The sequence below is a fragment of the Glutamicibacter sp. NPDC087344 genome (assembly GCF_044744225.1).
In the GTDB taxonomy this organism is placed as follows: domain Bacteria; phylum Actinomycetota; class Actinomycetes; order Actinomycetales; family Micrococcaceae; genus Glutamicibacter.
Genome location: NZ_JBIUXY010000002.1, coordinates 144,232 through 168,751, shown reverse-complemented (window position 1 = coordinate 168,751; position 24,520 = coordinate 144,232). Strand labels below are relative to the sequence as shown.

Below are 24,520 nucleotides of genomic sequence, written 5' to 3'. Positions count from 1 at the left end.
GTGATTACCGGTTGTCTGTCCGGCGCCCCAAGACCCGGTAACGACGAACAAATTCGAAGCTGCCGCTCAATCGTTTGGGCAGCGCGTAAACCAGCAAGGCCGCAATCAGGAAAACAATTGCCTTGTCTCCCGGATCGGAAATGAGCGCCTGCTTGGTCACGGCCGAGAACAATGAATCCCCCATGGCCCGGAACGCGGCGACAACCGCGCCGGTTCCCACACCGGCGGTGCCACCGTAGACAAAGGCTGCTACAGGGGCTGAAATCACCCCGGCCACCACACCGGCGAGCGCACCAGCAATGGGTGCAAGGTACACACGGCGCAACGCACCGAACCGTGCGGCGGTTCCGGCCAAGAAACCTACCAAGGCGGCCCCTGCGGCGAAAGGCAAAACGGTGGGCGCGAAGAGCGACCAGATCAGGGTGCTCAGCACACCGGTGGCAGCTCCTGCACGGCGTCCGGCCAAAAATCCGATCAGCACGGTTCCAATGGAATCCAGATACAGCGGGAGCAAGACCGATCCGACAAACTGGCCTAAGAGGATATTCAGGGCCAAGGCGACGGGGATCAAGGTCAAGGTGGAAACGGGGATTTCCGGAAGCACCGCTGCCAAAAGCAGGATGGCGGCTACGAGGTACGCGGCAAAGGTGGCCAGTGCGACGCCCTGCCCCAGCCCTTCGGCCAGTTCAACCGGCTGGGTGATCACTAGGGTCAGATAGGTACCGACAAGCAGGACGGTTCCGGCGCTTGCCAGCAGCCGGTTGCGCAGAACGTGCGCGGGTTTGGTCTCGCTCACGAGCAGATTTGGTGACATGGTGGGAATATTCCTCGGTCGGTTCTGGGGCCGACAACGGGAATACCGTCAGCCGACAAGTTCCGGGTCTATGTCACCTCGACCCGGTAGAAGAGTATAGCCGATTAACGGTTTGCAAGTTCCTTTGAGATATCCCTAAGGCTCCCGGACCTCCCAAGCGCCTACACCTGTTGGGCCAAGGCGGAGAGTTTTCTTTTCAGCTCCGCGAAGCCTTGAACGGGGTCATTATCCGAGACCACCCAGGCATTGGATTTTTTGCCCCATAGGTGACGGAAGTCCGCCACGGTGGTGCCGAACAGCAAGGGCGACTCGGTTTCGACATCCACGGAAGCAGGGCGGACAGAGTATTCCAGAGTGCCTGCTGCGACCCCTGCGGCAAAGTAGTCATGCACGTGGGCGATGTATCCCTGATCGTAAGCACGGTGGAACTCAAAGTAGAATCGCAATGCGTCAGACAGGTATCGGATCAGTTGATTGCCTGACTGGCTTCGGGTGCCCTCCGGGTCTTCGGGGAGGACAGGTTCTGGTCCGTACCCGGCGGCTTGGGACAGTTCGTTGACGAACTCCGGCTGCATCTCGAAGCGCTCGGTGGTGTCCAGCGAGCAGACGATGGGCAGTTTGTTTTCATCCAGCCCGGCTTCGGCCGCCGCGGTGTAGGCGGCAAAAACCTCGGCCGCGGCGTGCGGGTCCACGTGGGTGTTCCATTCCGCGGTTGGGGTGGTGTTCCCCTGATAGTAGAAGGCTCCGCCCATGATCACCACCTTGCGCAGCAACCACGGCAGGCGCGGTTCTTTGCGCAGTGCCAAGGCAAAGTTTGTCAGTGGGGCACACAGCAGGGCCGTGAGCTCACCCGGTTGTTCTCTGGCGGCCTTGATCCAATAGTCCACCGCGTCCTCAGCACCCAAGCCATTGGAAGGTGCAGGGTCCGGCAGCGTTGCATAACCGACACCTTGCGGGCCGTGGGTTTCCTCCGTGGTGGTCAGCGCGACCTGTAGCGGGGTACGGGCACCAATGAGCACCGGTACCTCCGGCCTGCCGCACAGGGCCAAGAGCGCACGGTTGTTCGCCGCGACGCGGTCCGCATCAACGTTCCCCGGAGTACTTGTCACCGCCACGATCTCCACATGCTCACAGGCGCACAGATAGGCCAGCGCCAGCGCATCATCAATGCCGGTGTCATTATCCACCAGCAACCGGACACGCTCCGCAGTTGTCCCATCCATGTTCACTGGCTAACTCCTCGCATTAGGTGTGACGGTGTCTTTGGTAGTCACGGCTGTAACCCCTCACCTCACCAAATGCTACCGGGCTTTGGGTATGGCGCGTTTTGAGCCAGATTTTTGATCAACTCTGCGTTCTGAAAAGCACAAAGCCTAGATGGTGGGATCAGATGAAACAGATCCCACCACCTAGGCTCACGCACCCGCCCACTTTGCGCGGGTCAGGAGAGATTATTTGGAGGTAGCGGAGAAGTCCTCGAAACCTTCAACGTCCTCAACAATGTCATCCACCAGGCTCTTGTACGTCAGGGCGAAACCGAAACGCTGGGCCAGGTTGCCATCAATCCAGTTTCCTTCCTCAACGGCAGGAACACGCTTGAGCACTGGGTCCAGGTCAGCGCCTTCGTCAGCCTTGTACACCATGAGCATATCGGCATCACCAAGAGCCTTGACCGCATTCTCGTAGCTCAGCACGTGACCGGTGCCGGTCTGCGCTGCCGGGGCATCGTTGATGACGTCGTTTTCCAGGATGCTGAAGCCAAGGGCCGGCAGTACTACCTCGTAGATCGCTTCATCCGAAATCACGTTGAAGTTGTCCACCGGAGCGTGGATGACGCTCGCGGTTTTGCCTTCGGTGTAGGCGCCAATCTTTTCCTTGGCTTCGGCAACCGAGGTCTCGTAGGCGGCAATTGCCGCATCCGACTGGCTGGTGCGCTCAAGCAACGCCAGCTGATCGGTCATGGCCTTGAACGGTTCCTTCGCCGGATCTTCGCTCACATCGGTTCCGCTGTTAACCTGGAGGACCGGCGCGATCTTGCCAAGGTCGAAGCCCTCGCCGTCGTAGTATTTGCCCCAGCCGTCACCCACCACAATCAGGTCCGGGTTGTAGGAGGCGATTTCTTCACGGTCCAGTTCAAACGCGGTGCTCTTCAAGTGCTTCGCATCCGCGGAAACCAGCGGTGAGAGCGGTCCGTCTTCGTCATAGGCGGTGGCAACAATTGGGTATCCGGCAAGCAACGCCATTTCCAATCCGGCGCGGCTGTCCAGGACCACCACTCGCTGCGGGTTGCCCGGGATTGTTGCCGTGTAGTCCTCGTAGCTGAAGTTGATCTCTTCAGAAGGAGTGGGGGTAGCTGCGGCCTCGGGCTCTGCGGATGCGCCACAGCCGGTGGCCAAGCCGGCCACAAGCAACATGCTCACGGAAGCGAGCAAGGTTCGGGAAGCCGAGAACCGGCGTACCGGTAGCGAGGTTAGAGACGACATGAAATGAATTCCTTGACTGATTGCGAGACCCATCCTGGCAGGACGGGTGGTATGGGTAGGACGCCATAGCCCAACTTCAACGTTAGGGCTCATGGGCAACGCTGGGCAGACGAAGCACGTCGCCTACCGGACACGTTGAAACGAGAAAACTTAACGGACACCGCTGCGGTCTCGGCCCAACGGAATTACCGAAGGAGTGCCGGTCACCGGATCCGGGACTACCCTGCAGGCAAGACCAAAGGTATGTTCAACCATTTCTTCGGTGACGATCTCTGCCGGCGGTCCCTGTGCCACAATTTTTCCGTCTTTCATGGCAATCAGGTGAGTGGCATACCGGGCCGCATGATTCAGATCATGAAGCACGGCGACCAGGGTGTTTCCATCAAGGTAAAGGTCGGTGAACAGTTCCAGCAGGTCAATTTGGTGGGCAATATCCAAAAATGTTGTTGGCTCGTCCAACAGCAGGATTGGTGTTTGCTGGGCCAACACCATGGCAACCCAGACACGTTGACGCTGCCCGCCGGACAGCTCGTCAACCAGTCTGGTGGACAGTTCGGTGACGGAGGTTGCATCCATGGCCTGGGCCACGGCAAGTTCATCCGAGTCGGTCCATTGGCGAATCAATCCCTGGTGCGGGTACCGCCCACGGGCCACGAGGTCTGCCACGGTGATGCCTTCGGGAGCCACGGAGCTTTGCGGCAGCAGCCCCAACGCGCGGGCAACTTCCTTGGCCTTGATGGAGCTGATCGATTTCCCATCCAACAGCACTTGCCCTTGGCTCGGCTTGAGCAGGCGCGACAAGGCACGCAGCAAGGTGGATTTTCCGCAGGCGTTCGGACCCACAATTACGGTGAATGAATGCTCCGGAATCTGTACGTTCAAATGCTCGGAGATGATCTTGCGGTCATATCCAAGCCGTACGTCTTCGGCTTGAAGCCGGTGACCGGTCGTTTGGCTGATCGGTTCCAGACCCATTTTTGTCATCAGTTGTTTTTCCTTGCTTCCCTGACCAACAGCCAGATCATGTATCCGCCACCAATCACCACGGTGACGGTTCCCACCGGTAGCATCATGGGCAGTGCGTGTTGAGCCACGTAGTCCGAGGCAGCTAATAGGACCGCCCCCATGAGCGCCGAAGGCACCACGGAGTTTCCTGCCGTGGCGGCCACCCGTCGAGCAATCTGCGGCGCCGCCAGCGCCACAAAGGAGATCGGTCCGGCAGCCGCGGTCACCACGGCGACAAGCCCCACCGAGAGCAGCATCATCAGCAGCCGCACCGGTTCCACCCGGATTCCCAGTGCGCTGGCTGCGTCGTCACCCATTTCCAGTTGGCGTAGGGTGTGGGCCAGCAGCAAAATTACCAGCAGCAGGCCGAGGGCCAGCAATGACCCAACCCCGGCCTGGGTCCAGGTTGTTCCGTTCAGCGACCCGGCGCCCCAGACCGCCGCCATCATGGCGGTGTCCAGGTCGGTGGTCAACAACAGCCAGGTGTTGATGGAGCTCAGTGTCGCGGAGACTGCGATACCGACAATGATCAAGCGGAAGCCCTGAACACCTCGTTTGAATGCGAGCAGATACACCAGCGCAGCGGTGATCAGTCCCCCAACCAGTGCACCTGCCGCTACCTGCAAGTAGTTTCCGGAAATCACAATGATCACCAGCAACGCTCCGGAGTAGGCTCCGGCCGAGAAACCAATGATGTCCGGGCTGGCCAAGGGGTTGCGGGTCAGCGATTGGAACACCGCGCCACTGGCCCCCAGAGCCGCGCCGAAGGCCAGCGCAGCCAGGGCTCTTGGCATACGCCATTCAACAACCACCGTTCGGGTGAATGACTCGGTGCTGTCGGTTAGTGCTTGCATCAGCTGCGGGAGTGAGATTCGATATTCGCCGCTGGCTAGGCTGAACAGGAAAACTGCAATCCCAACCGCGGCTAGGATCAGGCAGACTCCGACTACACGCAGGTCGCTTTTGAACCACAGTTTGCCTACGCGCCACCGCACCACGCGGCGACCGTAGTTCACCGGTGCATAGTGTTTAACTTCAGTTCCTTCGACTACTCGCTGTGTCATAGTCCACTAGCCTTTCTGCGACGGACCAAGACAATTAGGACCGGGGCTCCAACAATGGCGGTCAGAATGCCAACGGGGATCTCCATGGACGGAATGATCAACCGGCCAACCACATCCGCAGAGAGCAACAACAGCGGCGAGAGAACCACGGTATACGCCAGGATCCATCGTTGGTCTGGGCCTACCAGCCACCGCGAAACGTGCGGGATCATCAAGCCAACAAATCCAATAGGGCCGGCCACCGCGGTAGCGCTGCCGGCCAGCAAGGTCACAGCGATAATCACAAGAATTCGAGTGCGCAACACTTGCGTTCCCAACGCCTTGGCGAGGTCGTCTCCCAGGGCAATCGAGTTCAGCGAGCGTGCGCAGAATGCCGCCAACAGCAATCCGACAACCATGAACGGTACCGTGGGCCAAAAGACATCAAGGCTGCGGCCCACAATAGAGCCGGCGCCCCAGCCGCGCATTTGGTCAAAGGCCTTGGGATTAAACAAGGTCATAGCGCTGGTCAACCCGCCGAGCACAGCGCCCAGGGCCACACCGGCCAGCACCAGTCGCAGTGGATCCGCTCCCCCGCGCCCGGATGACCCAATGGCGTAGACGACCACCGTGGCCAGCAGCGCACCGATGAACGCGAACCAGATGTATTGCTCGATAGCCGAGATCCCGGCCACCGATACTCCAACGGCCACGGCAAATGCCGCGCCAGAGTTCACCCCGAGGATTCCGGGGTCGGTCAGTGGATTGCGGGTCAAAGCTTGGATCAGGGCGCCAGCAATACCAAGCGCACATCCGACACCCAGCCCCACGATGGTTCGCGGGATGCGCAGGTCCCGGATCACAAAGTGTTCGTCGATTTCCTGGGGGTTGGTCATTGCTTCCCAGACCACCGAGAATGCGATATTGCGGGCTCCGACCATGATGCTCAGGGCGGTCACCACGGCCAGCAAAACCACAGCGCAGATAAGGATTACCAGCCGGTTTCGGTTATTGGCGGCTACTCCACGGACCGTGACCGGCTTGCCGCTGGTGTCTGTTGCGGTCGCCGTGGGGCTAGAAGAGCTCAACGTGGTCACTTTCCAAACATTCTGCGGGCATAACTTAATCCACGCTATGCGTTGCGGACGGTTTTGGGCAGACAGTGCGTATCTCACGCCGGACAAGATCCGGATTGATCCCCTTTTCCGTGGGGATTAATCCAGGCCTAGCTGGTCATACATGTTCCCGGGGGTATAACCGGTGACTTTGCGGAATGCCGCGACAAATGCACTGGTGGTGCTGTATCCGACCCGGCGGGACACCTGTTTCACGTTCATTCCGTCTCCCAAAAGAGCCATGGCTTCGCGCATCCGCACGAGCCTGCGCCACCGGGTGAAGCTCATTGAAATCTCCGCAGCGAATACCCGGGATAACGTCCGTGAGGTCATATTCAGATCTACGGCCCACTGTTCCAGTGGCCGGTCATCTGCCGGGTCATAAAGCACAGTGTTCACCAACGGGGTCACCCGTGGGTCGCGGAGCAGTGGGACATCAAGCTCAACGGTATGCGCGACATTCAGCATGTCGATGCAGACCTGCTGCGCTCGTTGGCGGTCCCGTTCGGAGAGTTGCGCGGTTTTCAGGTGGACCAACAGCTCGCGCAATGCCGGGTGAATGGTGACCGGGCAGGGAGACGTCCAGTCTTTGCTCCACATTTCTGGGCTGAAATAGGTGATCCGTACAGCGGTGTCCCGTTGGGCATAACCTTCATGGACCATCCCGCCAGGAATCCACAGGCCGACACCGGGGGTGACGCTCCAACGGCGTCCTTCCACGAACATGGTCACGGTACCGCGCACGGACCAGATGAGTTCATGTTCAGCGTGGCGGTGAGAATCCCAATGGGTCTGCCGGCTAAGGTCCCGGATGTCCGTAGCCAAGAGGTAGGATTCGGGCACCTCACGATCAGGTCTAAACACGGCGGGTACCTGAGGCAGGACCTCTCGCGGCGACGAACTCAACAGTGACATGCGATTCCTAGCAAACAAACATTAGGGCAGGCTAATCTTATCGCATCACGGAAAATCGGCTATGAACATGTCCTCAAATGCCATGGCGTTGCCGGCTAGCCAGCGGCAACGGCGGCCTCAGCCAACGCGCGCGCCTGCAGTCGAAGGTGCTCCCGGCGGGCTTGCACACCGGCCGGTCCGAGAATGAGCTCAGCAGCGTGGCTCAACGTGCACGAGCTGACCGCCAGCGCCACGATACTGAAGAGCAATTGGGCGGCAGGCTCCGAGCTTGCTCCCGGCAGCGCTTGCTGCATCTCGTCCACTCGGGCTGCGCACCCCAAGGCCCTGGCGTCAGCGTTTGCCGGTCCAGCAAGTTCAAGACTTTCCCATGCCAACAGTCGTGCCAACTGTTCATATTGCTCCAACTGGTCAAAGACTGCCACAGCGTAGTCGCCAACAGCTTCGACCCCACGGCCTACCGGGCCGCTGCCCTGGAAAAAATCACCGAGGGAGTCGGATAGCACCGCATCAAAGAACCCTTGTTTGTTCCCGAAGTACTGATAGATCCGCTCTTTGTTCACCCCGGCGTCGCGCCCAATGGCCTCCATATGCGCGCCGGAAAATCCGCGGGCGGCGAACTGCCGGGCACCAGCGTCCAGCAAGAGCCTTTTTGTCTTCTCGGTATCCCATGCCATGACTCAAGCGTAGCCGATTCCAAACGATCGTTTGTAAATTTCGTTTCAACGGGTTAGATTCTTTCCAAACGAACGTTTGGAAATCTTCCGAGCGTTGCATCCCACCAAGCAGCATCGCGAAATGGAGAGTCCTACCAAATGAAAATTCTTATCCTCGGAGGAACGGGAGCCGTTGGTTCCGGCATAACTCAGGAGCTCCGCAAGGAAGGTCATCAAGTTGATATCACCGGACGCCGTCAAGGTATCCGCGTAGATCTGGCAAGCACTGCTGGCTTCTCGCAGCTGCGTACCTTGGCGCCGGAATACGGGCTCATCATCAACGCTTCAGGGGTGGAAGACCCAGATCTCTTGACGGCAGTTTCGCCCGTGCCTTTTGTGGAGGTCTCTGCCACCGCGAGCTACTTGGCCCAGCTTGCAGATCAGGCGACAAAGGGACACAGCGTACTCTTGGGTGCTGGACTCATCCCCGGGCTCAGCACCTTGATGATCCATGAACTGCCGCATGAACCGGGGGACGATCTAGATCTTGCGGTCATCCTCGGAACCGGAGAACATCACGGGCCGGCAGCTGTCCAATGGACAGCTTCCCTAGCTGGGCAAGAAATCTATGCTCCACCGGAGGGCGGGAAGATCCGGAATTTTACTGAGACACGAACCTTGTTTTCGCCTACCGGGCCACGGACATATCTACGGACAGACTTTCCAGACCATCTGCTCACCGGTGATCAACTTGCCGTCAATGTTCGCAGTTATCTCGCGGTAGGCGACCGATTGACCACCTTTGCCCTGCGGATGGTAGGGAAGATCCCTTCCCTGTCTTCGCTTATGCAGCGGGTGCCAGCCATGGGCTCAGATCGTTGGAGCCTCACCTTGCATAACCGACGCAACGGCATGCAGCTGCACACCAGCGGACATGGCCAATCGCGTGCCACCGCCTGGTTTACCGCTGCCGCGGCGTTGGCTCTTCGTGAACACAACCCGGGCACGGTTGTGACCACCGGTTCGCTCATGCGGCTAGCTGATCTTACGGATCAGCTCCAACGCCTCCAAGCACCTGCCTGACCTTGGCTGGCAGGTCAGAAACGGGATCAGTCGACGTGGCCTTCACGGCCGGCGGTCCAGTAACCCACCGCGCGGTGGCTGTCCCGGGGCATGCCGTGCTGCTTGCGCAAGGTGCTTCGAATACGCCGTGCGGCTGCGGCCTCACAAGCGACCCAGGCGTACCCGTCCCCTGCAGGCAACTGCAGCTGGGCGACTGCCTCGGGAAGCTGAGAGTCCAGTCCACCGGATCCCACAAGCCACGTCCACTGGATAGTGGCCGGAGATTTCAAGGGCAATTGGTCTTCCTCGGTTGGCACCTCGGCAACAGCCTGAACGCTTAGCCCGGCGGGAAGGTCTTCAAGAATACGTGCCAGGCCGGGCAGGCCTGTCGCGTCCGCGACCAATAGCTGCCAATCGTGCTGGGCCGGGGGCGCATAGTAGGCGCGAGGGTGCTCCGATCCGGCAAAGAGCCCAACAATGTGTCCGGGCTCAGCCCGCTCGGCCCAGCTTGAAGCTATCCCACCGTCATGAAGGACAAAATCAACATCAATTTCTTTGCCGCCGTCATGTACCGCGCGCACGGTGTAGTGCCTCCATGGTGGCCCCGGCTCGTCAGCTGGCTGACCATAATCCGGCCGGTTGAAGTACTCAAAATCTGCAACAGTCTCCCCCGGTAGCGGGAAACTGATATCTATCCGTTCGTCGCCAAGACCATTGACGTGCCACTTCCAGTTGCCGACAAGACGCAGGCGAATCCGTTTGAGCGAAGGGCTCAGCTTTTCGCTCGAAATCACCTGAGCTGGTTTGCAGAATGTCATGTACTGCTCTTTTCGGGACGTCGCTTGTGGCGCATCAATCCCCTGAACAATTCATGGAGACCTACGCGGGGTACATCAGTGATGCTAGGCGAGCATCCGACTCCCGGCCTACCCTTATACCGTGGCTGCGCAAGAATTGTCCGCCGTGCGACATATTTTGTCTTGGCATGTTCTACGTGCTGACGCTCAGACACAAATTCTTATTCAATGACACCTACACCAGAGTGTCAGTCAATGCATGGAACAATCCCATGTGGCCGTATCGTCATAAATTCTGACGCAGGTCATGCGTGAAGGAGGAATTCTGCAGGTGTCCGCAGCAACGTCATACGGTCAACAACGCACAAATATCGCGTGGATCATCATTGTGCTTTCCGGGGTAGTTGCCGGCCTGCATATTTGGAAACTGTCTCCGGCGCTCCCGGTGATCCAAGAACAATTGGGCTTCTCTCTACTTTTTGCTGGAACGTTGTTGGGTGTAGTTCAGGTAGCCGGCATGGTCGGAGGCTTGGCGGTCTCGCTGCTTTCAGAAGTCATTTCACAGCGCAGAACCCTAGTGTTGGGCCTGTTGTTACTTGCCCTCGGCTCGGCACTTGGCGGTGCGTCACAAGATGCCTACGTGCTGCTGGCTACCCGCATGCTCGAAGGCGCCGGAGTCATCATGACTACGGTGATGGGTCCTGGACTGGTACGCCTGCATGCTCCACTGAAAAACCTCAACATGGCCGTCGGCTGGTGGGCGGCATACATGGGAATGGCCACGTTCATCGGAGTCTTCAGTACAGCGTTAGTCTTGCAACACTTGTCATGGAGCACCTGGTGGTGGCTCCTCGCCGCACTGACACTCGTACCCATTCCGTTGGTTTTCAAGTTCGTGGGTCCAGATGCTCCGGCAGGAGCATCTGGCATGCGCGAAGCCGCACAGCGTATCGGCATCACCGCAAATTCCGGACGTGTCTGGGTCAGCGGTCTGATCTTCGGCTGCTACACCGTGCAGTGGATGGCGGTTGTCGGTTTTCTTCCCACCATCTATGAGGGTTTCGGACTCTCTCCTGTTTCCGGTGGACTGATCACTGCGGTGGTTGGCGGCCTGAACGCGGTCGGTGCAATCATCAGCGGTTCACTGCTTCACCGCGGAATCAACGGCAAAACTATGCTGCTGGTGGGCTTTGTGCTGATGGCAGTCACTTCCACGCTGACCTTCGTTTTCGACTACCCGCAACACTTGTTATGGATTCAGATGATTGCCGTTGGGCTATTTTCTGTTTGCGGCGCAACAATCCCTACCACCATGACCCGAGTCGCCGTTGATCTGGCACCGGCCGGCGGTTCTGCACCTGCCTCCATGGGCCTCATCCAACAAATCTTCAACATCGGAAACTTCACCGGCCCAATGCTCCTGGCAAGCGTTGCAACGCTCACCGGCGGCTGGAACTTCACCTGGATACTGACATCAGCGTTCGCGGGGCTCGGCATCCTGCTCACGGTCTTGCTGGCACGGCGAAATTCGCCTTTCGGTTCCACCACTGCGCACTGATGAATACCCGATGCTTGCCGGAATCGGGACGTTCTTGATATATCCCTAGAGTAAGAGGTTCCGTGTTTGTTCCTACGACAGCCCTACCGCGTCACCGTACTCATCCACGTCCATATTCATCGCCGCCGGCACTTTGGGAAGTCCGGGCATGGTGGTGAGAGCTCCGGTAATGGCCACGATGAACCCAGCACCGGTTTTAGGAATCAGCTCCCGGACCTGCAAAGTGAATCCACCGGGATCACCCAAAAGTTTCGGGTCATCAGAGAACGAATACTGGGTTTTGGCTATGCATACCGGCAAGTTGTCCCAACCGTTGTCATGGATCTGCTCCAGCATGCGTTTGGCGCTGGTGGAGTATTCAACTCCGCTGGCACCATACATCTCACGCACCACGGTGGAGACCTTTTCTTCGATAGGAAGTGCCAGCTCATACAGCGGAGAGTACTCAGCCGGTGCCTCAATAGCCCGCAAGACGGCGGCAGCCAGGTCCTCCGCTCCGGCACCGCCCTGGCCCCAAACGTCAGCCACGGCACACTCAATGCCATGCTCAGCAGCCCAACCAGTGACCACAGACAGCTCAGTCTCGGTATCCGTAGTGAAGCGGTTGATCGCAATCACCGGCTGAATTCCGAACTTTGAAATGTTCGCGGCATGCCGTGCCAAGTTCGGAAGCCCTGCGGTAACCGCGTCAACGTTCTCTTGTTGCAACAGGTCCTTGGATACTCCCCCATGCATTTTCAGCGCACGTATGGTTGCCACAATCACCACGGTCGCAGGCGCACATCCAGCATTTCTTGCCTTGATATCCATAAACTTCTCGGCACCTAAATCGGTGCCGAACCCTGCTTCGGTCACCACCACGTCGGCGAGCGCCCGGGCGGTATTAGTTGCAATCACCGAGTTGCATCCGTGGGCAATGTTGGCGAACGGTCCACCATGGATAAAGGCCGGGGTACCGCCAATGGTCTGAACCAGATTGGGTTTGATTGCTTCCTTGAGCAGCAGGCTCATGGCACCGGCAGCTCCCAGGTCGTCAACGGTCACCGGGGTTTTGTTGTACGAGTAGCCTACGGTCATTCGGCCAAGCCGAGCCCGTAAGTCTTCAAGGCTGGTCGCCAGGCAGAAGACCGCCATCACCTCCGAGGCGGCGGTGATCTCGAACCCTGTTTCTCGTGGAATCCCGTCGGCTGGAGTGCCCAGACCGATCACCACATGGCGCAGCGCGCGGTCATTCATGTCCAGGACTCGTTTGAAGGTGATACGTCTCGGGTCGATCCCCAACGCATTTCCCTGGTGCAGGTGGTTGTCAATCAGTGCCATGAGCAGGTTGTTGGCGCTGGTGATGGCATGGAAGTCGCCGGTGAAGTGCAAGTTGATCTCATCCATCGGCAGCACTTGGGAGTACCCGCCACCGGTGGCTCCTCCCTTCATTCCGAAGCTTGGTCCCACCGATGGTTCGCGCAGGGCAATCATGGTTTTTGTCCCGGTGGCCGCCAGTGCATCCCCCAGTCCCACCGTCACCGTGGATTTGCCTTCACCTGCAGGTGTTGGGGACATGGCGCTGACCAACACGACTTTTCCCAAGGTTTCGTTGCGTGCAGGTAGCAACGACGGATCAATCTTGGCTTTATACCTGCCATAGGGTTCTACTGCGTCGTGCGGAATTCCGGCCGAACTGGCGATCTGCATGATTGGTTTGAGCACCGCACGCGAGGCTATCGCAAGATCGCTCATATCTGATGCTGTGGTTTCAGACATCGTATGTCCCCTATCTGGCTTCCAGTACTCCGGGAAATGATCAAAAACAAACCTGATGGTTTTTCCCGATCATGCTTCAAGCTACCATCACCCCGATGCCGGATGCTTGCAAACCCTCGTGCGCATCCCGTGTCCGTTTGATCTGTACGGTTAGGTGTGGAGCTGTTTGTGCAACACGATATGCTCAGTGCCGGAGAAATCAATCGTGAAAGAGTGAGCACCATGCCCCTGAACAAAAACGCAACCATCTTGGTTGGCTTCCTCGCCTCATGAAACTTTCAATCCTTGACCAGGTTCCGCTCACCCAGCACACATCCACCCGGTCTGCCGCGCTGTCCAGCGGCTTGCAACTGGCTCAAGATGCCGAAGCGTTGGGTTATCACCGTATCTGGTTTGCCGAGCACCACAACTCGACATCGTTTGCCAGCGCAGCCCCGGAAATGATGGCAGCGCTTGCCTTGGAACGAACCAGCAGGATCAGGGTTGGCACCGGCGCTATTCTTTTGCCGTATTACCCGGCGCATAAGGTTATCGAAACGATGGGACTGCTTTTAGCAGTGCACCCGGACCGGGTTGATACCGGGGTGGGCCGTGCTGCACTGAGCGATCCGAACTACGCAGCGAAAATCGCCTCGCTTGTGCAAGAGCTTGGAGCGTCCCACGCAACCTCAAATGACGAGCCGGTGGGAGGTGTCTGGGTGCTGGGAGCCGGCGGGTCCAGCGCTCCGCTTCCGGGCACCTTGGGAGCAGGGTACGTCCATGGCCACTTTCTGCGACCTGCCGGTGGCGAAGCGGCAACTGCCGCATACCGTGAAGCCGCCGCACACGCAGGCCACCGGGCGCATACAACCTTGGCGGTACGCTTCGTTACCGCTGAAACTGAGGGACGCGCCCACGCGCTGGCCGAAGCCTTGCTGCTCTGGCGTGTGCGCAAAGACTTCGGTCAGGATGGACCGATCCCGTCGTTGAAGGCCACTGCCGGGTACCACTGGAGCGATTCCGAGCGCGCACGCGCCGAACAGCGTAGCCAATCTTTGGTTGTTGGAACGCCTGCCCGCGTTCGCACCCAACTGCTAGCTCTTGCCGAAACACACGGTGCCGATGAGCTGATGCTAAACACCTTGACCAGCGACCCGGCAGACCGCTTGAATGCCTACCGGCTGATAGCAGACGAGCTGATCAACTGATTTTGGCGAGCTATTTAGAGAACGCAGGAGTGTTCGCAGCGCACTGAACCCGCTCGCCCGGCGCCGAGGTCTCGACTGCTATTTCCTTGACCCCATCAAGCAGAATTCGGCACGTCGCGGTGGCTCCCTTGCCTGGAACCGCTGAAATCGAGGCATCCTTTTCTGCGGTCACAATGCTCTCTAGGCTCCAGACCGCCTTGCCTTGACCGTCAGCTGTCGTTTGTCCCGAAGCCAGAGACAGCTCGGTGCCAGCTTCTCCACGCTTTTCGGATTCAAGGTATCTAACATCGGTGATCTTGCTGGTGTCTCCTCCGGCGACTGACACTTCATAGGTCACGGCCCATGAATCAGACGTCGACTTGTTGAAATCCTCAACCGCGCTACAGCCTGTTGCTCCCACGATGAATACCAGTGCTGCACTGCCAATCATCATTTTCTTCATCGATGACAACCGGTTTGCAGCTGCTGTGTCCGACATTCGTTGGTGCTCCTCAAATTGGTACTCATTTTGGTAACTGTTGGTGATCGGTTCCAGCCTACGCATCGGGCAAGACAGACACCTCGCCCCTGCGCAGTAATTACCCGGGCCAACAGCTCAGCCCAGGGTTCTAGGAAGCAGGTCACACCAGCATGCCGCGCGGCATAATTCCTGGGTGCCCAACCGGCTAATCAAGCCTTCAACGGACAATGCCATCCATGATTGGAGGACAACATGGCGGGAGGCAGCTCGCAAGCCGGGAGGAGTGTCACCTCCAAAATCCTGGCGATACTCTTCGCCTCTGAAACCTCGCGCCGGGCGCTGAATCTCACCGAAATTTCCAAGTTTGCAAGTCTTCCACTGTCCACCACGCACCGGCTGGTCGGAGAGCTGGTTGATGAAGGAATCCTCAGCCGCAACGGCAACGGCGGAATCCAGCTCGGGCTGCGGCTGTGGGCCATCGCCCAGAACACCGGTCGGCAGCTGCGCGACACCGCTCGGCCCTTACCTCGTTCAGGACTTGTTTTCCTTGACCGGTGAAACCAGCCCGGAGTTATGGCCGGATGGACGCCTTCATCCTGCTACTGAACGGAGGCCTATCGCGCCCAATCTTGTCTCTAAGGTTGGAAACGCAACTGCTTCGGAAGGTCCGTTGATTCATGCAGAAGCCTCACTACTTGTGTAGCTTCCGGTTCGATCCGATAGAAAAACAGGTGGCGCGGAGACCCTACGACTTTTACATCATTCGGAACGTGAAAGCGACTGATTTTCAGATGACAGCTTCGAATATCTGTTCCAAGTTCAGGACGATTTTGGCTTCCCGGAAATTAAGGATTGTCAACCATCCTCTTAAGCGCGGCAGCAATTAGTGCCTCGTATCCGTCCTTGGCGGTTGCCCCGAAATATTTTTCAGACCACGACAATACATTCACTATGTCGGCTCTCGCCGTGTCGGCGAGGATGAGAGAACGCATGGTTACAGAGCTTCGTGAGCTTCGTTTCCTAGATTGGCAACAAGGTCCAGAATCCCATCTGGTGGAACCTCAGTAAAACGTCCTTCTTCGAGGTCTGCCACGCCAGTGTCAATGGCGCGGCGAAGAGCTTCAAGCTTCAATGCCTGTAGTCGCTCGCGCGCTTCAACGAGCCGTAGACCTTCTCGCAATACCTCGCTCGCGTTCTGGTACCGCCCGGAAGCGACCAGACCATCGATCAGCTCATGCTGATGTTCGGTGAGTACAACATTTCTAGTCGGCATGAATTCTCTCCTTACCTGGAATCCCCATGCTAGAACGTATTGGCATAATCTGCCATCGCTTTTCCTGATCTCACAATCTCAGGAAACTGTTGTGCGTTCCGATGCCGGTTTCACAAAGTTCACCAATGAGCGCTCAACCAACTTCCGTCAGTCCCGCTGTACAGACCTGCGCGTGAACACCTAGGTTGGAAGTGCGCTTCATCCAGCGTTCCGCCGAGTACCTATGCAGCAGTGACGAGGACAGACTTAATGAAAACCCCAATTCCTGACTATCTGAACGAGGTGCTCGACAGCCTCCGGGCGGACACCAGCGGCAACACCGCCCAGTACATTCCCGAATTGGCTCAGGCGAATCCCGACCTCTTTGCGCTCTCGGTGACCACAGCCACGGGAAGCACCTATTCTGCCGGGGACCACCTCACCGAATTCAGCATCCAATCCATCTCCAAACCGTTTGCTTACGCGGCGGCCATCATGGACCGGGGGCTGGAACGGGTGCTTCAGTCAGTTGGGGTGGAAGCCTCGGGCGAAGCCTTTAATGAGCTGTCGCTGGAAGACGGAACCCACCGCCCCAAAAACCCGATGATCAATGCCGGCGCCATCACCACCCACGGCCTGTTGGTCAGCCAGACCGCCAGTGCAGAAAGCCGAGTGTCCCGAGTCTTGGAGCTTTTCTCGCACCTGGCAGGGCGCGAGCTGCGGATCGATGAGAAGGTCTACGCCTCCGAGATTCAAACGGCAGACCACAATTTGGCCACCGCCCACATGCTGCGCAGCTACGGAATCATTGATGCCGACGCCCACGAGGTTGTCTCCGGCTACACCCGGCAGTGCTCCATCCTGGTCACCGTCGAAGACCTCTCGCTGATGTCTGCCACCCTGGCCAACGGCGGCATTCAGCCACGCACCCGGGAACGGGTGCTCACCGAAGATGTCGCCCGGCAGGTCATGTCCGTCATGGCGGTAGCCGGGATGTACGACGGGGCCGGAGACTGGCTCACCAGGGTGGGCATCCCGGCCAAAAGCGGCGTTGCCGGCGGTTTGGTCGGGGTGCTTCCCGACCAGGTGGGTATTGGTGCGTTCTCGCCACGGCTTGATGCCCACGGCAACAGCCAAAGATCCGGCCGAGTTTTCGAACGGCTCTCCACCGATATGGGCTTGCATCTCTTCGCACCCAGCAGCGGCCAGCTGGACGTCGTCGATGTTCGCCAGGAAGCCACCCATGAAGTCTTCACGCTTCAGGGCAACGTGCAGTTCATGGCGGCGGCCGAGCTGCTTGACCTGATGGCAGCCTCCACCTCACGCACCGCGGTCCTGCTGGACATCTCGCGAGTCTATTCGTTTACCTCGGTAGCCCGCCGGATGGCTTTGGAAGGGCTGCGCCGCTTGCGCCTGGATTCACGCCGCGTCATCCTCAATGACCCGTTGCAGGTTTTGGCGAACCCGGATCTGGGGGACGGCAGTTACCCGGAATCCCCCGCAGATGAACACCATGAAGTCTAAATCTGACGGCCTCCGTCACCCAGGATATTTACTTGGCGCTGCTGGGCCTCGAAGTTCTGCGGACATCTTGCCTTCATCCCGAGTTCACCACGCACCGCAATATTTTAGATAGCATGGGAATATAATTGACACGTCATGTGTTTGCATGAATATCCGGCACGGAAACCCCGATGCCGTAGAAAGGGAATGCATTATGGAACGTTTTGAAGGCAAATCAGTCATCATCACCGGCGCCGGTTCAGGCCTTGGTCGCGCTGCGGCGCTCCAGGTTGCCAAGGAAAAGGGCAAGCTGGCACTCGTTGATCTCAACGAAGCAGGACTGAAGGAAACCGAGCAGGAAATCCGCGCCTTCGCACCCGACGCAGAACTGATTTTGGTCACCGCGAATGTCGCCAACGAGTCCGAGGTGGAAAACTACGTCACCGAAACCCTGAACGCATTCGGCCGGATTGACGGATTCTTCAACAACGCCGGTATCGAAGGCAAACAGAACCTCACCGAAGAATTCGGCGCTGACGAATTCAACAAGGTTGTCGCAGTTAACCTCAACGGTGTGTTCTTCGGCCTCTCGCACGTCTTGAAGGTCATGCGCACCCAGGGTTCCGGCGCAATCGTCAACACCGCATCGGTTGGCGGCATCCGCGGCGTAGGCAACCAGTCCGGCTACGCCGCTTCGAAGCACGGTGTTGTTGGCATGACCCGCAACTCGGCTGTGGAATACGGCCAGTACGGCATCCAGATCAACGCCATCGCACCAGGTGCAATCATGACTCCGATGGTTGAAGGTTCCCTGAAGCAGATTGATCCCGAGAACTGGGAAGAGGTTGGCAAGGGATTTGTCGAGCCAAACCCCATGAAGCGCTTCGGCAAGCCAGAAGAAGTTGGACAGCTTGTCGCCTTCCTGCTCTCCGGTGACGCAGGATTCATCAATGCAGCTGTCATCCCAATCGATGGCGGCCAGTCCTACAAGTACTAAGGCCTCGTGCCCTGACCGGCGCCATCAATAGGAGAAATACGTCCGTGGAATCCGTTGGGTTCCGCGGACGTTTTTGCTGTTCGGCAAATTCTGGTGCACCCGGGATCACCATGCGGGGCTATCGATCTGCCATGCTCCGCAGTCATCACTTCTGGCCATCATGCCGGCGGTAACGGATTACCAGAAGCAATTTGCCAGCGCCAGATTCCTCAGCTCAGATTGGGTGTCCGCCTCAGGGATGAGAACCGCAACCGCGAATTCGTTGGCCCGATCATCCATATCGTCACCACTATAGTGAACGTGCATAACTAAGTGTCCAAGCTCATGAATGGTAGACAGGCGCTTACGGTCCGTTGGCACATTGGTGTTGAGGATACTCCCCTGCACAGTGCGAAAACCCATCGACTCGTGGGGTATCAATATTCCAAAGACACAACCAACGCTGAGGTTCGAACCAACGGGCATCGGATAACTGCGATGGCCAAATGATCGGTGTTGAAGGCCGCCACCGGGCGCTTGATAAACTTATCAAGCAAAATCGAGCTTGATAAGTTTATCAAGCGGGTCTGATGCCACCGGCTGGACCAAAGATTTTTCTGCTTCGTTCCAGTTTCCACACGTGGCTAACCGCATCGGCTACGGCAATTAGAAAGATCTGGACTACAGGCTTGTTTGGGCCGATTCATCCCTGTTCAGCCATGGCATCCTGCTGAATACACCACAGCGCTTGGATCCGTGCCATTACTCGGCTCCAAGCGCTGCGGCTAGACGAACCCCGGGTTATGCTTCGGAAGCAACCGCCCGAGTCTGGTCCCTCATCTCGCCCACCAATTCGGCGAGCATATCCTCCAAGGTCACAATGCCGGTGACCTCACCGCTGTCTGCATCCTTCACCAAGGCCAGGTGGGCACCGCTGCTCTGCATCTGCAGCAGCGCGGTACGCACCGATTGCTGTGCGGCGAACTCAGGAAGCTCACGCACCACAGCCTGTTCCAGCGGCTCTAACCGTTCTGATTCGCTGCGTCCCAGCACATCCTTGATGTGCACATAACCCACCGGCTTGCCACCCTCCATCAGCGGGAAGCGGGAGAAGTCCTGCGCGGCGGCCTCTTCGACCTGCGCGGGGGTGCTGTCCCGGGGCAAAGTCCGCACCTGGGCAAAGTCGATTGCCACCGAGCCGACGCTGCGTGCGTCGAAGGTCAGGGCACCCATCAGCAGCTGCTCGTCGTGGTCATCCAGCACACCGCCGGCGCGCGACTCGGCCACCATATCGGCAACTTCGTCACGGGTAAACGCACTGGCCACTTCGTTTTTCGGGGTAACCCCCAGCATACGCAAAAAGAGGTTGCCTAATGCGTTCATGCTCCACAGCACGGGGCGAAGGATCTTCACCAGCACCACCATGCTCGGGCCCAAAATCAGCGCCATGCGCTCCGGGCCTGCCAGCGCCATGTTCTTGGGAACCATCTCGGCCAGCACCACGTGCAGGTAAGTCACCAGAATCAGGGCAATGGCATAAGACAGCGGGTCGATCCAGCCAGCCGGGATGCCGATTGACTCAAACGGCCCGGCCACCGCGTACTTCACCAATGGTTTGGTGACATAACCCAGCGCCAGGGAACAGACGGTAATACCCAGCTGCGCGCCGGCCATCACCAGCGAGACGTTTTCAATGGCCCACAACGTCATCTTGGCGTTGCGGCTGCCTGCCTGGGCCTTGGGCTCAATGATGCTTCGGCGAGCGGAAATGAGCGCGAATTCGGCGCCCACAAAGTAGAAGTTCGCCGCGAGCAACAGCACGGTGAGAATGATTCCGGTCAGATCACTCATCGGTTCTCCTCCTCATCGGCCAGCTCTACCGCGGTGAGATACACCGAAGCGATCCGCGGGCCGTCAAGCTGCCGGATGGTCATGCTCAGTTGCAGCTGCGGTTTGCCCACGGCTCCCGGGACAACAAGCTGCACCTCATCCCCCAGTTCGCCAAGGCGTCCCAGGTGCAAGGTGATCAACCCGGCCAGGGTTTCATAGTCCGCGTCATGCGGAATCTGCGAACCGATCAGTTCATCAACCTCATCCGGGCGCAGGGCACCGTCCAAGATCCAGGTGTTTTCATCCAGCACCTGCACGGTGCCGTCTTCCGGGTCGTGTTCGTCGCGAACCTCACCGACGATTTCCTCAACCAGGTCTTCCAAGGTGAGCAGGCCTGCCACGGCACCGGATTCATCAATCAGCACCGCCATCTGCAGATCATCTCGGCGCAACTGGTCCATCAACTCATCCAGTTCCACGGTGTCCGGAACCAAGGTGGCTTCTTCCACCAAGGTGCCCACGGCGGTATGCGCTCGCTGGGCATAGGGAACCGAGAGCAGAGTGCGGATCCGCACCAGCCCGTCAACCATCTTCGAGTCGGCGCTCAGCACCGGGAATCGTGAATGGCCGGTGTCCGCGGACAAGGCGAGTACCTGCTCGACACTCTGTTCCGCGCTCACCGTCACCATGCGCGAGCGTGCAGTCATGGCATCATGACCACGTCGGTTGCCGAAAGCGACGGTGCGGCGCATCAGCTCTGCGGTCTGCGAGGGCAGCACCCCTTCGCGGGCCGAGTGCCCCACCAGTGCTACCAGTTCCTCGGAAGAGCGGGTCGAGGCAAGCTCTTCTTGGGGTTCAATACCAAAGCGTCGCACAATCCAGTTGGCGTTGCCGTTGAAGAAGATCAGCAGTGGTTTAGTCACGGCGCTAAACCCGCGCTGGAAACCGACCACGGCTTTGGCCGTGGCAAAGGGTTTGGCAATGGCCAGGTTCTTGGGGACCAGCTCGCCGAAAACCATGGTGAGGATCGTTGCCAGCACCAGGGCGATGGCCACGGAGACCGAGCGGGCCAGCGTCGCATCCAGTCCGGCATCCTGCAGCGGACCGACCACCAGGGCCGCGATGGCAGGTTCGGCAAGGAAGCCGATACCCAAGTTGGTGAGGGTGATACCGAGCTGCGCTCCTGAGAGCTGCGTGGACAACGTGCTCATGCCCTTGAGCACACCAGTTGCGCGACGGTCGCCGGATTCGGCCGCCTGCTTAACCTGGTTTCGGTTAACTGTGATCAGCGAGAACTCGGCGGCCACAAACAGTCCACATCCTGCAATCAGGACAAGGGCTAGCAGCAATGACAACCACTCCATTATTTACACCCCCTGCCGCAATGCGTCCGAACGGCATTCTTGCCGGGCAGAGAGTTAGGCTTGTGACATCTACTGTCGCCTGAAGCGTCCATCATTCCCTTCCGACCGAAGTATCTTCCTCCGGTCCGACTAAATTGAATATTAATTATGCTGGATCAGCGGGCGGAATGTCGCCGGATTCTCAAGAGTTTGCCAGATCCCCTACCTACTCACAGCGGATTCAAATATTGACTCACGGATTCAGGCAGATAGCGCAACGGCACCCCAAAGGATTTTTGAGGTGCCGTGGCAGGATCCCGGGCTTAGAGCTCGACAACCTCGAACTCCATCAATTCGGCGCCCGTGGCGACCGGCTTCTTGGCATCGCCGCCGGCATGGGCCGCCCCCGAACGCTTGTCGCGCCAGTTCTCAAAATCTTCGCGCGTAGCCCACTGGGTGTACACGAAGTAGCGATCCCCGCCATTGACCGGGCGCAACAGCTTAAAACCTTCGAAACCCGGTTCCTGGTCAACTGAATGCTTGCGCGCCGCGAACCGCTTCTCCAGTTCCGGGCCGGCCTCACCCGGAATCGACAGTGCATTAATGACAACGATCGACATGTTCCACCTTTCGTGACCCGGCAGAATCCGGGAATGAATGCTACATTTCTCAGCCTACGCTCGCCGCCGCACTTTCCAATGACGCATGACATCGCAAGAATCAAAACCCGGCGGCTACAGTGCCGCTACCGCTTCGGCAAGCAGTTTTCCATAGGCGGCGCTTCCATGCGGTCCTGGATGGATCCGGTCACGTGCCAAATCGTCAATCGTTGGCGCCGTAGCAGCCCAGTCCACCACGTGGGTTTTGGGATCAGCTGCGGCGGCAGCTCGTAGCTGGGTGTTGGCACTGTCGATCCACCGCCGTGGAGCGTAGGCCGTGATCAGCATCAGTTCCCGCTTCGGCCCGATAATTTCCCTCACCTCTTTGAGTGTTACTCCCGATACGTCCCCGTTGGTTCCCAGACCCAGCACCACCACGTGGCGTAGGCTTCCGGCACTCTTCAGTTCACGCAATCGTGCCGGGGCATCCCAGATTTGGGCACCGACGTTTGCCTCGATGGAAATTCCCGGAAGTTGTTTGAGCAGCTGCTGCGACGAGGCAAGCATGACCGAATCACCCAACGCGGTGACATCCCGGCCCGTCAATGTCCGAGCGGCATGTTCTCCTTGTGCCATATCGGTTTTCTTGCCCGTTGCGGTTTTTCCGCTCCCTTCCTCAGTGGATTTTTCAGCCGGGGCGGGCTGTGATGGCTGTTCGGCCAGGATCTTTTGGGCTTGGGTGAGCTGCTGCTCCAAGGGGGATTCTCCCGGCGAAGCAAGCAATACCGCCATGGAGCAGGCCGGGACAAGTATCAGCGCCGTGAGCGGCAACAGGGAGGCAAAACTTCCTGAAGTCCCATTCCAAAATTCACTGATTTTTGTTGAAACTCGTTTGGCAGATTCAGCTGCGGTGCTTCTCCAACCGTTCGCGAGGATGGGTACTTCGACAAAGCGCCAGGACAGCTCCGCCGCAAGCAGCACCAACGGCACCGTACACAGCACTGCCGCGGTGGCGGCCTGCGGTGGAAAGACCGTTTTCGCCAGCATCAGCAAAGGCCAATGCCACAGGTACAGGCCATAACTGCGGTTGCCGAACCACCGCAGAAGCTTGAGGCTCAAGAGGGCATCAACAAAACCGCCGGGCACCTGCAGCAACAGGATCAGAAGCGTTCCAAGGGCACAGAATAGTGCCATGCCTCCTTGGTAGGCCACGGCGGAAGTGTCGGGGAGCAAACCTACCGCCGCCAGCATGATCACCAGCAGAAATACTTGGGCAAGCCCGGCGAGTTTCCCCGTTCGCAAGCCAGGTTGCCGGGCGCGGGATTTCATCCGTTCGGCCGCCACCGCACCGGCGGATCCAAACAGCAGTCCGAATCCGTGAGTCCACGTTCCGAAATACAGCACGCTCGGGTCGGTTGCCGGCTCGAAACCCCAGAACATGCTTGCCGCCGAGGCAACCGCCAAGAGCACGATCCCCCACATCAAGTTCCGGCGGGTCCGCAACACCCACGCCAGCCCGGCCAGCGCGAGCGGCCACACCAGGTAAAACTGCTCTTCCACGGCAAGGGACCACAGATGCTGGAAATACGGCGGATCCATGGAGGCGAAGTAGCTGTTCCCGTGGGCAATTTGCATCCAGTTGCTGGAGTAGGTCAGCGCACCGAACCATTGCCAGCGCAGGCCAGCCGGAAGATTTTCGGCAGCCAAAAGAGCCAAGGCAGTGGAGCACACCAGCACAAGGAGCATGGCCGGCAAGAGCCGCCTTGCCCGGCGCACCCAGAAGGTGCGCAGCGGAGGGATACGTTGAGACTGCATCTGGCGAAGGAGTCCGCCGGTGATCAGAAAACCGCTGAGAACAAAAAACAGGTCCACCCCGAGAAAACCCCCGGGCAACGCCTGGGGCCAAAAGTGATAGGCCAGCACCGCCAACACCGCGATACCTCGCAGCCCATCCAAGGCCAGGTTGCGCGGCGGGACGACGGAAAACAGCGAGGTGCCCCGTGGCAGGGGCTCGGCGAAAATCATTGGGCGGTTCACACAGATCATGCTTCCAAGCCGCTTAGACGGAGAACTTTCGAACGCCTAACGGAAACTCGTCAATTTTGTTACACAATCGACAGATTCGCCGTGGGCAGTTCTGGACTTTTTCATTGACGTTCCCGGGCAT

Annotated in this window: 23 protein-coding genes; 6 read left to right on the top strand and 17 right to left on the bottom strand. The window is 58.6% G+C overall.

Annotation, left to right across the window (positions count from 1 at the left end; translation table 11 throughout):
* Positions 1–4 precede the first annotated feature (4 nt).
* The 8 genes from ACIOWL_RS03720 to ACIOWL_RS03685 form a co-directional block, all read right to left on the bottom strand.
* Positions 5–814 carry an ECF transporter S component gene (locus tag ACIOWL_RS03720; RefSeq protein ID WP_400381823.1) on the bottom strand — a complete coding sequence of 270 codons (810 nt, stop codon included), beginning with the start codon at positions 812–814 and terminating at the stop codon, positions 5–7.
* Positions 815–975: 161 nt separating this feature from the next.
* The gene (locus tag ACIOWL_RS03715; RefSeq protein WP_400381822.1) at positions 976–2,037 is read right to left on the bottom strand and encodes a nucleoside hydrolase; all 1,062 of its coding nucleotides are present in this window, start codon (positions 2,035–2,037) and stop codon (positions 976–978) included.
* Between the two features lie 228 nt (positions 2,038–2,265).
* Complete coding sequence (locus tag ACIOWL_RS03710; RefSeq protein ID WP_400381820.1) at positions 2,266–3,297, bottom strand: hypothetical protein; 1,032 nt, start codon at positions 3,295–3,297, stop codon at positions 2,266–2,268.
* A 150-nt stretch (positions 3,298–3,447) separates the two neighbouring features.
* A complete protein-coding gene (locus tag ACIOWL_RS03705) occupies positions 3,448–4,272 on the bottom strand; it encodes an ABC transporter ATP-binding protein (protein WP_400382390.1) in 825 nt (274 codons plus the stop codon).
* 8 nt (positions 4,273–4,280) lie between these two features.
* A complete protein-coding gene (locus ACIOWL_RS03700) occupies positions 4,281–5,366 on the bottom strand; it encodes a FecCD family ABC transporter permease (RefSeq protein WP_400381818.1) in 1,086 nt (361 codons plus the stop codon).
* A complete protein-coding gene (locus ACIOWL_RS03695) occupies positions 5,363–6,442 on the bottom strand; it encodes an iron chelate uptake ABC transporter family permease subunit (protein WP_400381816.1) in 1,080 nt (359 codons plus the stop codon). Before ACIOWL_RS03695 ends, ACIOWL_RS03700 begins: the two co-directional genes overlap by 4 nt.
* Before the next feature lie 117 nt (positions 6,443–6,559).
* Positions 6,560–7,375 (bottom strand): helix-turn-helix domain-containing protein, encoded by an 816-nt coding sequence (locus tag ACIOWL_RS03690; protein ID WP_400381814.1) that lies wholly within the window; start codon positions 7,373–7,375, stop codon positions 6,560–6,562.
* Between the two features lie 95 nt (positions 7,376–7,470).
* Positions 7,471–8,049 carry a TetR/AcrR family transcriptional regulator gene (locus tag ACIOWL_RS03685; protein ID WP_400381812.1) on the bottom strand — a complete coding sequence of 193 codons (579 nt, stop codon included), beginning with the start codon at positions 8,047–8,049 and terminating at the stop codon, positions 7,471–7,473.
* A 138-nt stretch (positions 8,050–8,187) separates the two neighbouring features.
* Between ACIOWL_RS03685 and ACIOWL_RS03680 the strand changes: the two genes are divergently transcribed.
* Complete coding sequence (locus ACIOWL_RS03680; protein ID WP_400381810.1) at positions 8,188–9,111, top strand: hypothetical protein; 924 nt, start codon at positions 8,188–8,190, stop codon at positions 9,109–9,111.
* 26 nt (positions 9,112–9,137) lie between these two features.
* Here ACIOWL_RS03680 and ACIOWL_RS03675 read toward each other — a convergent pair whose 3' ends face one another.
* Complete coding sequence (locus ACIOWL_RS03675) at positions 9,138–9,908, bottom strand: siderophore-interacting protein (RefSeq protein WP_400381808.1); 771 nt, start codon at positions 9,906–9,908, stop codon at positions 9,138–9,140.
* 310 nt (positions 9,909–10,218) lie between these two features.
* On the opposite strand from ACIOWL_RS03675, the gene ACIOWL_RS03670 reads away from it, so the two are divergent.
* Positions 10,219–11,445, top strand: coding sequence for a CynX/NimT family MFS transporter (locus ACIOWL_RS03670; RefSeq protein ID WP_400381807.1), 1,227 nt, complete (start codon positions 10,219–10,221; stop codon positions 11,443–11,445).
* A 72-nt stretch (positions 11,446–11,517) separates the two neighbouring features.
* Here the strand turns inward: ACIOWL_RS03670 and ACIOWL_RS03665 are convergent, their stop codons facing one another.
* Positions 11,518–13,203 (bottom strand): formate--tetrahydrofolate ligase, encoded by a 1,686-nt coding sequence (locus tag ACIOWL_RS03665; protein ID WP_400381806.1) that lies wholly within the window; start codon positions 13,201–13,203, stop codon positions 11,518–11,520.
* A gap of 269 nt (positions 13,204–13,472) precedes the next feature.
* Here ACIOWL_RS03665 and ACIOWL_RS03660 point away from each other — a divergent pair, with 269 nt between their 5' ends.
* Positions 13,473–14,390, top strand: coding sequence for an LLM class flavin-dependent oxidoreductase (locus tag ACIOWL_RS03660; protein WP_400381804.1), 918 nt, complete (start codon positions 13,473–13,475; stop codon positions 14,388–14,390).
* Between the two features lie 10 nt (positions 14,391–14,400).
* Here ACIOWL_RS03660 and ACIOWL_RS03655 read toward each other — a convergent pair whose 3' ends face one another.
* Positions 14,401–14,868, bottom strand: a complete 468-nt coding sequence (locus tag ACIOWL_RS03655; protein WP_400381802.1) for a hypothetical protein — start codon at positions 14,866–14,868, stop codon at positions 14,401–14,403.
* A 234-nt stretch (positions 14,869–15,102) separates the two neighbouring features.
* Here ACIOWL_RS03655 and ACIOWL_RS03650 point away from each other — a divergent pair, with 234 nt between their 5' ends.
* Positions 15,103–15,408, top strand: a complete 306-nt coding sequence (locus ACIOWL_RS03650; protein ID WP_400381800.1) for a helix-turn-helix domain-containing protein — start codon at positions 15,103–15,105, stop codon at positions 15,406–15,408.
* A gap of 436 nt (positions 15,409–15,844) precedes the next feature.
* On the opposite strand, the gene ACIOWL_RS03645 is transcribed toward ACIOWL_RS03650, so the two are convergent.
* Complete coding sequence (locus ACIOWL_RS03645) at positions 15,845–16,123, bottom strand: type II toxin-antitoxin system ParD family antitoxin (RefSeq protein WP_400381798.1); 279 nt, start codon at positions 16,121–16,123, stop codon at positions 15,845–15,847.
* A 249-nt stretch (positions 16,124–16,372) separates the two neighbouring features.
* Between ACIOWL_RS03645 and ACIOWL_RS03640 the strand changes: the two genes are divergently transcribed.
* Both ACIOWL_RS03640 and ACIOWL_RS03635 read left to right on the top strand, forming a co-directional pair.
* Positions 16,373–17,626: a glutaminase gene (locus tag ACIOWL_RS03640; RefSeq protein ID WP_400381797.1), complete on the top strand. Its 1,254-nt coding sequence runs from the start codon at positions 16,373–16,375 to the stop codon at positions 17,624–17,626.
* A 193-nt stretch (positions 17,627–17,819) separates the two neighbouring features.
* Entirely contained in the window at positions 17,820–18,602 is a 783-nt protein-coding gene (locus tag ACIOWL_RS03635; protein ID WP_400381795.1) for an SDR family oxidoreductase, read from the top strand.
* A gap of 177 nt (positions 18,603–18,779) precedes the next feature.
* Here the strand turns inward: ACIOWL_RS03635 and ACIOWL_RS03630 are convergent, their stop codons facing one another.
* The 5 genes from ACIOWL_RS03630 to ACIOWL_RS03610 all read right to left on the bottom strand — a co-directional run bounded on the left by ACIOWL_RS03630 (position 18,780) and on the right by ACIOWL_RS03610 (position 24,390).
* Positions 18,780–19,004 (bottom strand): ImmA/IrrE family metallo-endopeptidase, encoded by a 225-nt coding sequence (locus ACIOWL_RS03630; protein WP_400381793.1) that lies wholly within the window; start codon positions 19,002–19,004, stop codon positions 18,780–18,782.
* 378 nt (positions 19,005–19,382) lie between these two features.
* The gene (locus ACIOWL_RS03625; protein ID WP_400381791.1) at positions 19,383–20,432 is read right to left on the bottom strand and encodes a hemolysin family protein; all 1,050 of its coding nucleotides are present in this window, start codon (positions 20,430–20,432) and stop codon (positions 19,383–19,385) included.
* Complete coding sequence (locus ACIOWL_RS03620) at positions 20,429–21,775, bottom strand: hemolysin family protein (RefSeq protein WP_400381790.1); 1,347 nt, start codon at positions 21,773–21,775, stop codon at positions 20,429–20,431. Before ACIOWL_RS03620 ends, ACIOWL_RS03625 begins: the two co-directional genes overlap by 4 nt.
* Positions 21,776–22,077: 302 nt before the next feature.
* Entirely contained in the window at positions 22,078–22,374 is a 297-nt protein-coding gene (locus tag ACIOWL_RS03615) for an antibiotic biosynthesis monooxygenase family protein (RefSeq protein ID WP_400381788.1), read from the bottom strand.
* A gap of 114 nt (positions 22,375–22,488) precedes the next feature.
* The gene (locus ACIOWL_RS03610) at positions 22,489–24,390 is read right to left on the bottom strand and encodes an acyltransferase family protein (RefSeq protein ID WP_400381786.1); all 1,902 of its coding nucleotides are present in this window, start codon (positions 24,388–24,390) and stop codon (positions 22,489–22,491) included.
* Positions 24,391–24,520 lie beyond the last annotated feature (130 nt).